11 protein-coding genes are annotated in these 15,493 nt (G+C 74.2%); 6 read left to right on the top strand and 5 right to left on the bottom strand.

Annotated features, from left to right (window positions below):
* Nucleotides 1-143 precede the first annotated feature (143 nt).
* The 5 genes from KV381_RS26780 to KV381_RS26760 all read right to left on the bottom strand — a co-directional run bounded on the left by KV381_RS26780 (nucleotide 144) and on the right by KV381_RS26760 (nucleotide 7,331).
* The gene (locus KV381_RS26780; protein WP_181007996.1) at nucleotides 144-320 is read right to left on the bottom strand and encodes a hypothetical protein; all 177 of its coding nucleotides are present in this window, start codon (nucleotides 318-320) and stop codon (nucleotides 144-146) included.
* On the bottom strand, nucleotides 284-2,407 hold the full coding sequence (locus tag KV381_RS26775) for an ATP-binding protein (protein WP_030632632.1): 2,124 nt from the start codon (nucleotides 2,405-2,407) through the stop codon (nucleotides 284-286). Before KV381_RS26775 ends, KV381_RS26780 begins: the two co-directional genes overlap by 37 nt.
* Entirely contained in the window at nucleotides 2,404-3,114 is a 711-nt protein-coding gene (locus KV381_RS26770) for a DUF4255 domain-containing protein (RefSeq protein ID WP_218786581.1), read from the bottom strand. The genes KV381_RS26775 and KV381_RS26770 overlap by 4 nt, the downstream gene beginning before the upstream one ends.
* Nucleotides 3,111-6,362, bottom strand: coding sequence for a hypothetical protein (locus KV381_RS26765; protein ID WP_256995158.1), 3,252 nt, complete (start codon nucleotides 6,360-6,362; stop codon nucleotides 3,111-3,113). The genes KV381_RS26770 and KV381_RS26765 overlap by 4 nt, the downstream gene beginning before the upstream one ends.
* A gap of 207 nt (nucleotides 6,363-6,569) precedes the next feature.
* Nucleotides 6,570-7,331 (bottom strand): LuxR C-terminal-related transcriptional regulator, encoded by a 762-nt coding sequence (locus KV381_RS26760; RefSeq protein ID WP_030079068.1) that lies wholly within the window; start codon nucleotides 7,329-7,331, stop codon nucleotides 6,570-6,572.
* A gap of 250 nt (nucleotides 7,332-7,581) precedes the next feature.
* On the opposite strand from KV381_RS26760, the gene KV381_RS26755 reads away from it, so the two are divergent.
* The 6 genes from KV381_RS26755 (at nucleotide 7,582) to KV381_RS26730 (ending at nucleotide 15,454) form a co-directional block, all read left to right on the top strand.
* On the top strand, nucleotides 7,582-8,877 hold the full coding sequence (locus KV381_RS26755; protein ID WP_218787304.1) for a hydrolytic protein: 1,296 nt from the start codon (nucleotides 7,582-7,584) through the stop codon (nucleotides 8,875-8,877).
* Between the two features lie 705 nt (nucleotides 8,878-9,582).
* Nucleotides 9,583-11,124, top strand: a complete 1,542-nt coding sequence (locus KV381_RS26750; RefSeq protein WP_030079072.1) for a phage tail sheath family protein — start codon at nucleotides 9,583-9,585, stop codon at nucleotides 11,122-11,124.
* Nucleotides 11,125-11,186: 62 nt separating this feature from the next.
* Nucleotides 11,187-11,627 carry a phage tail protein gene (locus tag KV381_RS26745; protein ID WP_007457189.1) on the top strand — a complete coding sequence of 147 codons (441 nt, stop codon included), beginning with the start codon at nucleotides 11,187-11,189 and terminating at the stop codon, nucleotides 11,625-11,627.
* On the top strand, nucleotides 11,624-12,118 hold the full coding sequence (locus KV381_RS26740) for a hypothetical protein (protein WP_030079078.1): 495 nt from the start codon (nucleotides 11,624-11,626) through the stop codon (nucleotides 12,116-12,118). Before KV381_RS26745 ends, KV381_RS26740 begins: the two co-directional genes overlap by 4 nt.
* The gene (locus KV381_RS26735; RefSeq protein WP_003966147.1) at nucleotides 12,115-12,273 is read left to right on the top strand and encodes a DUF6760 family protein; all 159 of its coding nucleotides are present in this window, start codon (nucleotides 12,115-12,117) and stop codon (nucleotides 12,271-12,273) included. The genes KV381_RS26740 and KV381_RS26735 overlap by 4 nt, the downstream gene beginning before the upstream one ends.
* A 4-nt stretch (nucleotides 12,274-12,277) precedes the next feature.
* Nucleotides 12,278-15,454 carry a hypothetical protein gene (locus KV381_RS26730; protein WP_218786580.1) on the top strand — a complete coding sequence of 1,059 codons (3,177 nt, stop codon included), beginning with the start codon at nucleotides 12,278-12,280 and terminating at the stop codon, nucleotides 15,452-15,454.
* Nucleotides 15,455-15,493 lie beyond the last annotated feature (39 nt).

Raw genomic sequence — 15,493 nt, 5'->3', positions numbered from 1 at the left:
GCCATGATGGTCAGAACACCGGCCGGGGCTGCGGCACCGTACGGTCGCGGTCGGTGTGCCGGGTCGCCATGGTGCGCTCCTCCGGTCGGTCGGCCATGGGCCGGCATCCGGTGACCATTGGGCCACCTCAACCGAACTTGAGGTCAAGTCGCGATACGGGCTCCGGGGGCGCGCAGGGCCTCCTCGCCGGCCAGGGCGCGCGCGGCGCCCGGGAAGCCTCCCGCGGTCTCCCCGGACACGGCCGCGGGCCTGCGGACGATCCGGTCGGCGTCGACGGTCTCGGCTACCGTCCGCCCCGCGCCCGCTCCTTCGCCAGCCACGGGCCGAACTCGCTCTCCAGCACCAGCCGTCCCAGCTTGCGGTACTCCTGGAGCACCGCCGTGACCAGCTGGTCCATGTCCAGCGGCGTCCCCGACTCGGCCGCGAGGTAGGCGGCGGTCACCGCGCAGGCCCGGATCGAGCCGCCGGCCAGCTCGAAGCGGTTCGCGCAGAACTCCAGGTCGAGCGCGGGGTCGCGCGGGATGGCCGGGCCCAGGCAGCGGTCCCACAGGGCCAGGCGCTGTTCGGCGTCGGGCATCGGGAACTCGGCGATCACATCGAGGCGGCGGGTGAACGCCTCGTCGAGGTTGGCCCGCAGATTGGTGGTGAGCACGGCGATGCCGTCGAAGGACTCCATGCGCTGGAGGAGGTAGGCCGACTCCACATTGGCGTGCTTGTCGTGCGCGTCCTTGACCTGGGACCGCTTGCCGAAGATCGCGTCGGCCTCGTCGAACAGCAGGATGCCGTTGACGTCGGACGCCTCGACGAAGATCCGCTCCAGGTTCTTCTCGGTCTCCCCGATGTACTTGTCCACCACCGTGGACAGGTCCACCACGTAGAGCTCCATGCCCAGTTCGGCGGCGATCACCTCGGCGGACATGGTCTTGCCGGTGCCGGACTCCCCGGCGAACAGGGCGATGACGCCCCGGCCCCGGCCGCCGCCCGGCCGCATCCGCCACCGCCCGAGCACCGTCTCGCGGTGGCGGGCGCGCAGGGCGAGTTCGGAGAGCTGGGTGCGGGTCGGCGGGGGCAGCACCAGGTCGTCCCAGCCGACGGCGGGTTCGATGCGGCGGGCGAGCCGTTCCAGGCCCGCGCCGTTCTGGGCGCGGACCGCCGTGCGCAGGTCCTCCGGGGTCACCGGCCGGGGCCCGAGGACGGCGAGCCGGGACGCGACGGTGGCGGCCCTGCGCAGCTGGCCGGAGTCGAGCCGGTAGGCGGCGGCCGCCTCGATCAGGGCGTCGTCGGCGGTCGCGTGCGCGGCGGACAGGCCGACGGCCCGGCCCGCCTCGGCGAGCGCGCGCCGCCACTGCCGGGCCACGCCGTCGGGTCCGGGCGGCAGGACGGTGACGGGCACCGGGCTCTCCGCCGTCCACAGCGGGTCCCAGTTCTTCCTGCCGTACGCGATGAGGGGTGTGGTGTCGAGCGCCGCGCAGAGCGAGGCGAGCACCCGGGCGCCCTCGGGGCGTTCGGGGGCGAGCGTTTCGAGCGGGCCGAGGACCACTCCGGCCCGGCCGAGGCGGGCCTCGGTCGCCAACGCCCGGACGAGCGGGGCCGGTTCGGCGGCGGTGGCGAGCGCCGCGAGGTCGACGACCAGCGGGCGCCGGCCGGCGGCGTGCAGTGCCTCGACCGCGAGGCCGCGCGGGTCGCCGCCCCGGTCGAGGAGGTGCACCAGACCGCTGCCGGTACCGAGGGCGGCCGCGATCCGGGGGACCTCGGGTCGCTCGTCCGGTTCCGTCGGGGGCGTGGCCTCCCGGACCAGCCCGCGCAGCCGGCCGTCGGTCTCGTCGTCGCCGAGGAGATGCGCGGCGACCCGGTCCGGTACGCGCAACAGCCGCGAGAGCAGGGGCCGTTCGGGGTCGGTGATCTCCAGCAGACCGCCCGCGACGAGCGGGGCGGCGGGCGAGAACCGGAAGCGTCCGGAGCCCGCCGCGGGCAGTCCGCAGAGCTCCAGGGCCAGACCGATGGTGGTCCGGCGCCGGGTGAGGTCGTCGTTGAGGTAGCCGTACAGCCGCTCGAACCGGGGGTCGATGTCCGGGGCCAGGGCCACCAGCAGGAGTTCGACGTCCAGCGGCACGAGGCCGAACCGCTCGGCCAGTTGACCGAGCCGGCTCCCGGCCGGGGTGTCCGCCGGGCCGCCGTCCTCGTACGGCGGTACGGGCGCGAACGCGTCGCGGGTCTCCAGGATCCGGGCCGCGGCCTCGGGGGTGAGGTACTGCCCCCGGTAGGGGTCGTCCGGGTCCGGGTCGACGGACCGGCGGGCCGCGACGGCTTCCCGGACCCGCTGCTCGATCCGGCCGAGCCGCTCCCAGACCTCCCCGATCTCGGTCAACGGGCTCTGTTCGTACGCCTGTTGTGGTGCCAGGGTCATCGTGCCGCGTTCCCCCGCCTGCGCCGGCCGGGCGGCAGTCGCCGTTCACGGGGTGCGGCGAAGCCCGCCGCGCCGGGGTCGGACGCCCCGTCGTAGCGCAGTCGGCGGCCGGGGCCGCCGTCGTCGCCGTGGTCGTTCAGGTGCGGTGCCGCCTTCATCACGAGTCCTTCGGTGACCGGCGGGCCCGCGGGGGTGCGTTCGCCGGCCAGCGGTGCGACGACCCGGAGGTCGATCGCGGCCTTCAGCTCGCCGCCGAGCGCGGACCAGACGTCCGAGACGGACGGCCCGCCGGCGCCGGGCCCGGCCGCCTCCAGCTCCACGGTCAGCCCGAGTTCGGCGAGGCTGCCGGTGTGCAGCCGGGCGGGCAGCACATCGGAGCGGACAAGGGTGCGCAACACCTCGGAGAGCAGCCGGTGTTCGTCCTGCGGGCGGTTGGTCCAGGCGGTGACCAGATAGGTCAGCTCGAACCAGCGCGGCGGGGTCCGCCAGCCGGTGACCACACCCTCCCCGTCGTGCACCTCGGCCGTACCGGTGCGCCGTCTGCCCGCGTCCTCGCGGATGCCGTGCAGGAAGACGCTGACGGTCGGGGCGTTGCGGCGGGCGGACCAGTCCTTCGTCGGGGCGTCGAAGACCAGCTCGACGCCGCTGTCCTCCAGACCGGCCTCGGCCAGCAGCAGCCGCAGCCCCTCGTCGACCTCGTGGATCATCGGCGGATCACCTCGTCGGGCGGGGTGATGGTGCCGAGCACCACGAGGAAGTCCGTCTTCACGGGGCTGAACCCGGGGCCCTTCGCGGTGATGTCGCGCGGCCCGGTCTCGTCCTTGGCCAGGATGAGGAGCTGGGCGATGAACGTGCCGTCGCCCAACGGCCGGGTCGGGGCGGCCGCCGCGGTGATCCCGGGCTTCCAGCTGAGGGTGACGGGCGCGCCGGGCGGGAAGTCCTTGCCGCGTACGGAGGTGACGAAGCCGGGCTTGCCGACCTTGGGCACCGCGACGATGCGGGGCTGGAGGATGCGCAGCGGGATCCGGGAGACGTTGTCGCGGAGGTTCGCGTCGGTGCCCGTGGTGGTGAGCGACGCGGTGATCGTCGTACGGAGCGCCCTGTCGGGCGAGAGGACGACGCTGACCACGGTGGACGCGCCCGGTGCCAGGTCGGGAAGCGTGCAGGTGCCGCCGGTGCAGCCCGCGGGGGACGGTCCGGCGGGGATGTTCGCGGGCAGTCCGAGCTTCAGCCGGAGTCCGGTGGCGAGCGCGTTCCTGCCGTTGCGCACGGTGTACGTGACGACGACCTTGCCGCCGACGTAACCGGGGCTGGGCTGGGCCCGCACGGTGACGCCGGGCCCGGCCTCGGGCGCGGGCGGCGGAGGCGCGGGGGCCGGCGGCGGGGGCGGCGTGGTCGTCGGCGGCACGGAGGTCGTCGGGGTGGGCGTGGGGTCGGGGGGCGTCGGGGTCGGGGCGGGCGTCGTGGGCGTGGGGCTCGGGGTCGGCGGCGGCACGTCCTCGACCGGGACGATCGTGCCGGTGGCGTTGTCCGTGGGGTTGGGGTCGAGGACGGCCCCGGTGACGGACCAGTTGATCCGCTGGTCGCCGATGGTCACGCCGGTCAGCCGGGCGGTGACGGTCACGTCGGTGCCGGGCGGGACGATGCCGAGGTCGCACTGGGGCGTTCCGGCGGCGCAGGTTCCGGCGTCGGTGGTCAGCTCCTCCAGCCGTACGCCGGGCGGGGCGTCGACGGTGAGGGTGGTGCCGGGCGAGGGCGAGGGGCCCCGGTTGGTGACGGTGATCGTCACCTCGGTGGAGGAGCCGACCTCCACCGCGGGGACGGTGGGCGGTGCGGTCAGCGCCAGATCGACCGACTGCTGGAAGGCGGGCTCCTTCTGCCGTCCGTCGTGCGTGTTGTCGACGGGGGCCTGGTCGCCGGAGGCGATGTCGAGTACGGAGAGCTGCTCCATGGAGTTCGGTGCGAGCTCCCGGCGCGAGGTGAACAGCAGCTTGGAGCCGTCGGGCGACCAGGCCACGTCACGGGGCTGGTGGGGGCCGGTCGCGGTGGTGTCGGGGATCGGCAGGTCGCAGCCGGCGGGGTTGTCCTTCTGGACGGAGGGCAGCACGACCCGGCAGCCGCCGCCGCGCAGCGGCTTGATGAGGACGCCGGCCTGCTCGTTGACCCGGCCGCCGCCGTCCTTGCGGTTGAACGCCACCTTCAGACCGTCCGGGGAGAACGCCGGACTGTCGTCGATGACTTCGCAGTCGCCGGGGCAGATGGTGGCGCTCAGGTCCCGCTGCCGGTCGAGGTCGGCCACCGGCACGACCCAGATGTGCTTGTTGCCGCCGTTGCCGTTGATGACCTCCTTGCGCGTGAAGGCGAGGTTCACGCCGTCGGAGGACCAGGTCGGCTGGGCGTCGTCGCCCGCCTGGCGGCCCTCGGGCGGGCGGATCTCGTCGAGGATCGCGCCGGTGGCGACGTCGGCGATGAGGATCCGGCCCGGCCCCGACGCGTCCCCGACGCCGCCGGGCGAGGTACGGGTGAACGCGAGCTTGGTGCCGTCGGGCGAGAAGGTGGGGTCGGTGTCCCAGTCGTTCGGGCCGCGCCCGGCGAGCGGCAGCACCGCCGCGTTCGTCCCGTCGGCGTCGGCCATCCAGATCCGCTCGATCCGCCCGGCGTCGGAGTCCTCGAAGCGGGTGACGACGATGCGCCGGCCGTCGGGGGTGTAGTTCTGCCGCTCGTGCCACGGGTCGTACCCGTCGGCCGGCCGGAACAGAGGGTTCACGGCGGGGTCCTCGTTCGTGCGGGCCGCCGGGTCCTCCTTGAGGATGGTGAGGTGCAGGTCGCGCGGGTCGGAGCCGTCCTGCCGGACGTCCTGGAGCGTCACGATGTGGGCCGCCGACAGCAGGCCGTCCGGCTTCGTGGTGATCCGGGGCACGATGACGGTCCCGGCGGGCGGGAACCAGGTGGGCGGTCCCACCTCGCGGTTCTCGTTGACCAGTTGGTCCGGCGGCTCGTCGCCCTCGAAGGCGGTCACCCGGTAGACATGGTCGAAGTCGTCGCAGCCGCAGGTGTGGTACGGGCTGAGGAAGACGATGTCGTTGCCGTCGGGCAGCCAGGACGCCGAGCGGGTGCCCCATGCGGCGTGCGCGCCGGCCAGCAGCGGCCGGTCGGTCCCGATGCCCTGGGTGGCGCGGAGTTCGGTGCCGTCGTCGACGTCCGGGTCGGGGTTCGTGGTGAGCGTGTACGCGACGAGGCCCCGGCGGGCCTGGTCGTCGACCGGGTTCCAGGACGGCTCGGTGGCGTCACCGGCCGGGCCGTCGCTGATCCGGGTCTGCGGACCGCCGTCGACGGCCCGCTCGTATATCTGCCACCCCCGTGCGGCGTCGCCGTCGCAGGCGTACGCGATCCTCGTGCCGTCCGGCGACCAGGTCGGGGACTCCTCGTTGTCGGCGGTGTCGGTGAGCCGGCGCAGGTCCGTGCCGTCGACGCCGACCGACCACAGGTCGCGCTGGACCGTGCCACCGGGCCCGGGCTCGGCCGAGTCGAAGACCACGGTCCGGCCGTCCGGGGAGAGTTCGGGGTGGGCGGCGTCCCGGTCGGTGGTGAGCCGGAGCACCGACCCGTCCGCGCCGCGCACGTACACCTGGGGCCTGGCGCTGTCGCGGAGGCTGGTGAAGACCAGGACGTCACCGCGGGCGGAGGGGTCCTGGTCGTAGTGGGCGGGCCCGTCGCCGAACAGCGGATCGGTGGTGTCCTCGTCGTTCGCCCGCCCCAGGCTGCGGTGCTCGGTACCGGCGAAGGCGATACGCCCCGCCTGGAGCGGATCCGCGTCCACCGGGGCGGCGACGGCCTGGCCCGCACCGTGCGGGGCGGCGGCCGAGCCGACCAGCAGCAGGGGCGCCAACAGCACCACCGCACCGGTCAGTCGGCCCAGCCGGGAATGCTTTGCCGGGCCAGCAGTGCCGGTCACGGCCCACCTCACAGTCTGTCGATGACTCTCCACCGGCCAGCCTCACCCGCGCGCGGGTCCGAAGAACAGGCCGCGAGTACCCGGGGCGGGGGAAGGGACCGCTGCCCTTTGCGGCGGCGGGGCCCCGTTCCCGGGGAAACAGCCGCGGGGACGGGGCGGCCCGGCCACCTGCCGCCCGGGCCGCCCCGCTCCCGCCCGGGCCGCCCCTCAGATCAGCCCGTGCCGCATCGCATAGCCCACCGCGTGGGCCCGGTTGCGCAGTTCGAGGCGGGTCGCGACCTCGTGGAGCACGTTCTTGACGGTGCGTTCGGAGTACGAGGTCTTCTGGGCGATCTCCGCGGTGTCACAGCCCTCCGAGACCAGCCGGATCATCTCCGCCTCCCGCGCGGTGAGCGTGGAGAGCGTGAGCCCGCGCGGGTCGAGGACCGTCCGCTGGAGGGAGCTGACGTGGTCGAGGAGCTTGCCGAGGAGATCGCCCGGGAGCACGCCCTCGCCGTTGGCCATCGCCCGGACCAGGTGGACGAGCCGGTCCTGGTCGGCCTCGCCGCGCCGGAGGACGGCGGCGACGCCGCACTCGATCATGGTCTGGAGGGCGCCCGACTCGAAGAAGCCCACGACCAGTCCGGTGCGGGTGGCGGTGTTGCGCTGGAGGCGGTGGAGCAGCTGGACGGTGGGCTCGTCCACCATGTCCACCACGACCAGGGAGACCTGGGCGCGGTCCGCCTCGTCCTCCGGCAGCAGTTCTATCTCGGGCCGCACCCGCAGTTGGTGGATCATGCCGGTCTGCAGGATCAGGTCCTCCGCGTACACCGCCACGGAGACCCTGCCGCCGGGCGCTCCCCCGGAGGCGGGCGTGCGGCGGCCCGAGGCGTCGGGCCTGCGGTAGTGCCCGCGCGTGGCCGTGCTGCCGGCTGTGCCGTTCACCGTGGTGCTCGTCGTGCTGTTCGTCGTGTCCGTGATCGTCGTCATCGTTCCGTGCCCGTCTTCCTCAGGTACTTCAGCCCGATATGCCTGCTGGCGCTGTCCGCCGGTCCTCGTATCGCCTCCGCCGGCCGCGGCAGGGCGCGCGGGCGCGCGGTGGGGGCGCGGGGACACCGTGCCGGTGGGCCCTCGGGGCACCACCCCTGCCCGCTTGTTGCCCTCGCGTCTCTGCTGCCGAGCGGTGCGGGCGGCCTACCGTCGCAGAGTGACCACATCTGCCGAACTCGAAAGCCGCACGGTGACGGTGTCGCCTGGCGGTACCGCGACGACCACCCTGACCGTGCGCAACGACGGCGACATCGTCGAGGCCTACACACTCGAAGTGGTCGGCGACTGTGCCGCCTGGAGCACGGTCGAGCCGGCACGTGTGTCGCTGTACCCGGGCACCTCCGAGACGGTGACCCTCACCTTCGCCCCGCCGCGCTCCCACGAGGTCCGGGCGGGCGAAACCCCCCTGGCCGTACGGGTGCTGCCCGCGGAGCGGCCCGAGTCGGTGGTGGTTCCGGAGTCCACGGTGACCGTGGAGCCCTTCCACGAGCTCCGTACGGAGCTGGAACCGCGCCGCCGCCGGGGCTGGTTGGGCGCCCGCTTCCGTACCGCCGTGCAGAACAAGGGGAACACCCCGGTCGACGTGGCCCTCGCGGCCAAGCAGGCGGGCGAGGATCTGCGGCTGGCCTTCACGCCGGACAAGAAGCGGCTGGAGCCGGGCGAGTCGGCGGAGGTCCGGCTGAAGGTCCGGGCCCGCAAGCTGATCTGGTTCGGCGAACCCGTCACCTGGCCGTTCGAGGTCACGGCGACCGAGGGAACCGAGGGGGAGGCCGAGGACGCGCTGCCCGGTGGATCCGAGCCGCTGCCCGGGGAGTTCGCCCAGATACCGGTGCTGCCCAAGTGGCTGCTGATCGTGCTGGCGGCGTTGCTGGCCCTGCTGCTCGCGTGGTTCGCGCTGGTGCGGCCCGCGGTGCAGAGCACGGCCAAGCAGGCCGGGACCAAGGCCGCGCAGGAGGAGACCGAGCGCGGTAAGGAACAGGGGTCGACCCCGCCGGGCGGTGCGGACAACCCGGCCGGTGGTCAGGGCCAGGGCACCGGTCCGGACGGAACGGGCCCCGGTACGGGCGGCACCGGACCGGGCGGCTCCGGCGGAGGTGGCGGCAACGGCGGTGGCGGGGTCGGCGGCGGTCAGCAGGCCTCCGAGACCATCGACGTGCAGACGCGGGCGGGAGCCACGGAGGAGCGGGCCTACAAGGTTCCGGCCGGGAAGGTGTTCGGCGTCACCGACATCGTGGTGGCGAACTTCCAGGGTGACGAAGGCGTCGTGACGATCTCCTTCGGAGAGCGCAAGATCACGACCATCGCACTGGAAACCTTCCGCAACCAGGACTATCACTGGGTCACCCCCATTCAGGTTCCGGAGAACGCCACCGTCACCGCTTCCGTCACCTGTGCCAAGCCCGGCACCCCGGCTACCGGAACACAAGCTTCCGGATGCCATCAGGTTCTGAATGTCAGTGGCGTGCTGAGCGATCTCGCACGATAGAAACAGCGACGCCGAGCGCTCTGCTTCGCCTGTCAACGAGACAACAGCAGAAACCCGGCCGAGAGGAAACCCGGCGTGCCGGGCGATGGCGGATTCGCCCTCCCGGATACGCCAAAGGCCTCTACCAGTTCGGTCGCCCGCGGCGGCGACAGCACCGGAAGAATATCCGCTTCCGATGGACGGGCGCCCGAACGGGCCTGCTCAGGACCGGTCCTGACGGCTCGGGGGCGGAAGCGGGGTGCCCGTTCGGAGTGTCTCGGCGCCCGCTTCCGCCCTCCGCACCCGGCCGGATTCCCCCGCCTTCCCGGCGCATTCTGGCCGAATCGCGTCACCTCGGCGCGTCTCCCCGGCAGCCCCGGACGTCTGTCGGCCTTCCGGCGTTTACCGAGAAAAAGAGATACCAAACACATAGGCTCCCCGGCGCGCCGTCCTCCCTTTCGCCCAATCCCCCGACAGGGGCGGCCGCTTCGGGCGGTTCCGTAACGCGTTGTTCTCCTTCTCTTCACACGGCCGGCGGAATACGCGTCGGCGTCCGCGAATAGGCGGACCGTTCCGGCCGGCCCGCCAAGGGCAGTTTTCCCGTGGATACGAGGGCCCGGAAAGGCAGCCTCATTGCCCCGCGTCCAGGACTCTGGGGCCTACTCTCCGCCCGGGCGGCCGGTCGAGACTGGACAGTGATCGAGTGACCGTCCAGAAGGAGCGAGCATGCCGTCGTACCTCACCCCCGGTGTTTACGTGGAGGAGGTGCAGTCCGGAGCACGGCCCATCGAAGGAGTCGGCACCGCGGTCGCAGCCTTCGTCGGCTTCGCCGAAGCGGGCCCCTTCCACCAGCCGACGCTGGTGACCAACTGGGACCAGTACGTCCAGACGTTCGGCACCTTCACCGCCGACACCTATCTCACGCACGCCGTGTACGGCTTCTTCGCCAACGGCGGCGGCGCGGCCTACATCGTGCGCATCGGCGGCCCCGCGCAGGGCTCGGAGGGTACGGCGCAGGGCGCGGTCGCCCCGGCCCCCGCAGCCGTCGCGCTCGGCGGCTTCCTGGTCGAGGCCAAGCCCGGCACGGGCGACGGCCTCTCCGTGGAGATCGCCGACGCCGAGGGGGAGAATCCGCCGGAGGACCGCTTCCGGCTGCTGGTGCGCCAGGGCGGCAAGACGGTGGAGACGTACGACGTGTCCACCCGCAAGAACGTCAAGGGCTATCTGGTCACCCAGACCCGCGACTCCAAGTTCGTCCAGGTCACCGAGCAGCCCGGCACGGCCCAGAGCCGCCCCGAGAAGCAGACCGTCGCCCTCGCCGCCGCGGGCGCCCCCGGCACCGGCTCCGGTGTGGCCCGGATCGACGCCTCCGAGTACGTGGGCGACGCCTCCGCGCGGACCGGGTTCGCCGGTCTCGAAGCGATCGACGAGATCACGATGGTCGCCGTCCCGGACCTGATGAGCGCCTTCCAGCGCGGCGACATCGACGCCGAGGGCGTCAAGACCGTGCAGCTCGCGGTCATCTCGCACTGCGAGCAGATGGGCGACCGGGTCGCCGTCCTGGACACCCCGCCGGGCATGAACGCCCAGCGCGTCCGCACCTGGCGCAACGAGGACGCCGGCTACGACTCGCGCTACGCGACCCTCTACTACCCGTGGGTCAAGGTCTTCGACCCGGCGAGCGGCCGCAACTCCCTGGTCCCGCCGAGCGGTCACGTGGCCGGCGTCTGGGCGCGCAGCGACGGCGAGCGCGGAGTGCACAAGGCCCCGGCCAACGAGGTCATCCGCGGCGCGGTGGACCTGGAGATCCGCCTCAGCAAGGGCGAGCAGGACCTCCTCAACCCGATCGGCGTGAACTGTGTCCGCGCCTTCCCCGGCCGCGGCATCCGCATCTGGGGCGCGCGCACCCTCTCCTCCGACCCGGCCTGGCGCTACCTGAACGTGCGCCGCCTCTTCAACTACCTGGAGGAGTCCATCCTCCTGGGCACCCAGTGGGTGGTGTTCGAGCCGAACGACGACCGCCTCTGGTCGAGCATCCGGCGCAATGTCACCGCCTTCCTCACCGAGGAGTGGCGCCGCGGCGCACTGTTCGGCCGTACGGCCGAGGAGGCGTTCTACGTCCGGTGCGACCGGAGCAACAACCCGCAGGAGTCGATCGACCTCGGTCAGGTCGTCTGCGAGATCGGGGTGGCGCCGGTGAAGCCCGCGGAGTTCGTGATCTTCCGTCTCTCGCAGTTCTCGGACAGCACCAGCCTCGTCGACGAGTGACCTTCGCGGTCCTCCCGCACCCCTTCACTTCCCTTCCCGATCAGAACAGGTGACACACAGTCATGGCAGAGGGCGACGCTCTTTCCACCCACGTCTTCGGCGTTCAGCTCGGCGGCTATCTCGTGGAGTCCATCCAGGAGATCAGCGGCATGACCGTCGAGGAAGAAGTCGTCGAGGTCCGTCAGGTGACCGCCGAGGGCAAGCAGATCATCCGCAAGCAGCCGGGCGCCCGCCAGGCGGGCGAGGTGACGATCACCCGCGGCCTCGACAAGAGCAGCGAGTTCACCACCTGGATCAAGGAGACCCTGAACAACGGGGCCGTGGACACCGCGCGGCAGAACCTCACGATCGAGATCAAGGACTCGACCGGAGAGACCGTCCGCCGCATCCAGCTGATGCAGGGCTGGGCCTCCAAGTGGGAGGGCCCCTCCCTCAAGGCCGGCGAGTCCAGCGCGGCGACCGAGACGGTGACCATCACCTTCGAGGAGATCGTGGTCGAATGAGGCGCCGGACCGTTACGCCGGGCGCGGGCCTCGAAGAGGTCCTCGACACCCTCGCCGCCGCGCCCGCCGCACGCGAGGAGGCCGCCGCTCCCGCGCCCGCCCGCCCCCGGGAACGGGAGACGCTGCAGACGGAGTTCGCCTTCGAGCTGCCGCGCGGGTACGTCGACGACGAGGGCCAGGTGCACCGGAACGGCACCATGCGGCTGGCGACGGCCCGGGACGAACTGCGCCCGCAGATCGACCTGCGGGTGAAGGAGAACCCGGCGTATCTGTCCGTGGTGCTGCTCAGCCAGGTGATCACCCAGCTCGGCCCGGTCACCGATGTGCACGCCGGGATCGTCGAGCGGATGTACGCGACCGACGTGGCGTTCCTCCAGGACTTCTACCGGCGGATCAACAGCGAGGGCCACACGCATGCCGCGGTGACCTGCCCGCTGTGCCACGGGTCGTTCGAGGTGGACCTCTCGGGTGGGCGCCTGGGGGAATCGTGACGTACGCGCTTCCCCGGCTGCGGGAGGAGATCGCGTACGTCGCCTACCACTTCCATTGGCAGCGTGAGGACATTCTCGACCTCACCCACGGCGAACGTCAGCAGTGGGTACGGGAGATAGCGCGGATCAACACCCGCGTCAACGAAGGCGGGTGATCGTGTGGGGCTCGGCGACTGGCTGCGCCGGACGGACCGACGGCGGTCCGGCGCACCCGTGCGGGAGAACGGCGAGGGCACGGGCCGGGACGCGGGCGGCACCGCCGTACCCGCTTCCGCCACCGCCCCTGCCTCCGGCGCTGCTTCGGTGTCCACCGCTCCGGCCTCCGGCGAGGGCGACGGCGGTGGCTGGGACGGCGGCTGGCGGCGGGTGGCCCCGCCGTCGGTGACCGTCGCCCGGTCCTCGATCGGCGTGAGCGACGGGCTGCGGTTCCGGTCCCGGCTCGCCTCCTGGCAGAACCCGGCCCTCGGCGGCGAACTCGGCCACTCCGTCCTGCCGTCGGCCCCGGTCGGCCTCATCCACGGCGTCGCCCGCCCGGGCAGCGCCCGGACCGCCTCCCCCGGCGGACCGCTGCTGCTGCGCGCGGTCCGGCCCCAGGAAGCCGACGAGCCCGCCGAGCCCACGCCGAACCTGCCGTCCGCCTCGGTGAACCGGGCTGCGGGCCGGGACAGCCGGGCCGGCGGCCGTACGGGGTCGGGTACGGGTTCGGCTTCTGGTACGGGGGCCGGGAAGCCGGGTCCTGGAGCGCCGTCGGTCCAGCGGTCGGCCGGGGCTGCCCCGTCCGCCGCGCGCGGGTCGTCGTCGGGGCCGGCCGGCCGGTCGGGGGCTTCCGGTTCGTCGAAGTCCTCGGGTCCGTCCGGGGATTCAGGAACTTCGGGGGCTTCAGGGGCTTCAGGGCCGTCGCGTTCTTCCGGTCCGTCCGGCTCATCCGGCTCCGGGGCCTCCTCGCGTGCGGCTCGCGTGAGCGACCCGCACACCACCACGGGCCACGCCCACGGCGACGGACCGGACTCCGGGTACCGGGCCCGGCCCGCGGCCGTGCGTCCGCAGCGGATCGCCCCGCCGCTGATCGTCGCCCGGCGTCCGGTGATGCCGCTGCGGCAGATCGCCGGGCTCCCGCCCGCCGCACCCGTCACGCCCGTCACACCTTCCGGTCCTGCCGCCCCTTCGGCCGCTCCTTCCGCTCCGGCTGCGGCTGCTCCGGCCACCGCCGTCCAGCGGGCCGTGTCCGAGAGGCGGAGCGGTCCGGACCGTACGGCTCCGGAACCCCCGTCCCCCGACCGCGCCTCCGGCCCGCCCGCCGCCGAGGTGGTGCGCCCGGCCCTGGGCAAGCCTCTGCGCGCCCTGCCCGACGGAGCGAGGCCGGCCGGCGACGGCGGTCCGGCGGGCGTCGGCGTCGTACCGTCCGCGCCCGCGTCGCCCCCCCCGGCCGCCGAGCTGCCGGTGCTCCAGCGCCGGGCGACGGACCCGCCGAGCCCTCCGGCCACGCCGCACGCGACGCCCCGGGTGCCCGCACCCGGTTCGGCGCAGGCCCAGGCGAAGGCGTCGGCTCGGCAACAGCCGACGCCCGACTCCCGGCCCCGGACGTCTCAGCCGTCCCAGCAGACCCAGTCGTCCCAGCAGACGCAGTCGTCGCGGTCGGCCCAGCCGTCCCAGTCCGCCCGGACGTCCGGGCCGTCCACGCCTTCGGGACCCGCCCCCTCCGTGCAGCGAGCTCCGGCCCCGGGCGGCGCGACGCCCACCGCCTCCTCCCCGGCATCCCGGCCCGACGCCTCCGGCGGTTCCCGGGCCCGGGTGCGGGGCGGGATCGGCACACCGCTTCCCTCACTGCCGCCGACCGCCCGGCTCGGCGGCGACGCTCCGCTGCTCGGCGACCGTACGTCTCCGGGGACGGGGACACGGCCGGACCCGCTCCGCGCCCCGGGCCACGGACCGGCGACGACCCCGGGTTCCGGGCCCGTCGTTCCGGCGCACGCATCCGCGCCGCAGGGCCCGCCCGCCGCGATGCCGGTGCGATCGGCTTCCGCCGCACCCGCCACTTCCGCCGTGCCCGCCCCGCCCTCTCCCGGAACCGCCGCCGTCCAGCGCGCGGCGGCCCCGGGCCCCGCCCGTACCTCCTCCGACGCTCCCCCGCCCCCGGCACGCATCCGGCCCGTCGCCCGGGACCGGGCGACGCCGCGGGGCTCCGGCGGTACGGCACCGTCACTGTCGCTCTCGCCCACCGTCCAGCGGTCACGGGCCCTGCTCACCGAACGCCGCCTGACGGTGAACACCGGTTCCGCCGAAGGGTTTTCGGCGCCGCCGGCGGCACCTGCGGCAGGCGGCGGCACCGCCCGCCCGGTCGTCGCGGCCACCTGGCGGCGTGACGTACCGCAGCCGGGCCCCGCCGACGCCCGGACCGGGGACCTGCCGAGCGCCCGGCGGGCGACGCCTTCCGGTGCGGTGCCGAGTGACCCGGTCCAGCGTTCCGCGACCACGAACCCCGTTCACCGGGACGGCGGCGGCCCGGTCGCCCCCGGCCACGCCCCGCACCCCACGGCCGACGCCACCACCGACGCTGCCGCCCCGACCCCGCCCGGCGGCGTGCTCCAGCGACTCGTACGACGGCCGGGGCGGGCCACGAACGCCTCGCCCGCATCCCCGAGCGGTCCGCAGCCGGGCCCCGCACACCGCACCGCACCGGCGGCCCCCGTCGTCCAACGCGCCGCCGCCTCTCCGTCCGCTGCATCGGCCCCGTCCGCACCCGCCGCGCCGCTCCCGTACGCCCGGTCCGCCCGGCCGGGCACGCCCTCAGCACCGCCAACGCCTTCCGGGGCATCGGCATCCGCGACCGCCGCCGGTCCGCGCCGCGTTCCGGTCGTACGGCCGCATCCGCCCGGGGCCGCGCGGCCGGGAGCCGACGCCGTACCCGTACAGCGGCTGGCGATGCCGGTGGTGCCCGACGGCGCCGGTCCGCCGGCCGCCGGACCGGCCCCCGTGGACGGTGCCGCGCCCGCCGGGCCGCCGGGTCTCTCCGTACGGGTGCCGCCCCGCACACCGGCACAGACCGCCGGTGCGGGTCGCCCGGAGAGCAGGGCGCAGGCGGTCCAGCGTGCGGCGGCGAACGCCGGGATCACCGGGGTGCCCGTGCAGGCCGCCCCGGCGAAGCCCGCCGTGCAGCGGGCGGGCCCCGCGGCCGGGGCCGAGGACGGGCCCGACGCCTCTCCGGCGAACCGGCTGAGCGGTACGGAGATCGAGGAGCTGGCCCGCCGGCTCCTCGACCCGGTGAGCCGGCTCATCCGCGCGGATCTGCGGCGGGGCCGGGAACGCAGCGGGCGGCTGCACGACGGCCGCCGCTGACGCCACGACGAGCCCGGCGCCGGACCCGCACCCGTAACC

The sequence above is a fragment of the Streptomyces sp. WY228 genome (assembly GCF_019287315.1).
Classification (GTDB): domain Bacteria; phylum Actinomycetota; class Actinomycetes; order Streptomycetales; family Streptomycetaceae; genus Streptomyces; species Streptomyces caviscabies.
Note: the sequence above shows the minus strand (reverse complement) of the source record. Positions and strands in the feature narration are given on the sequence as shown.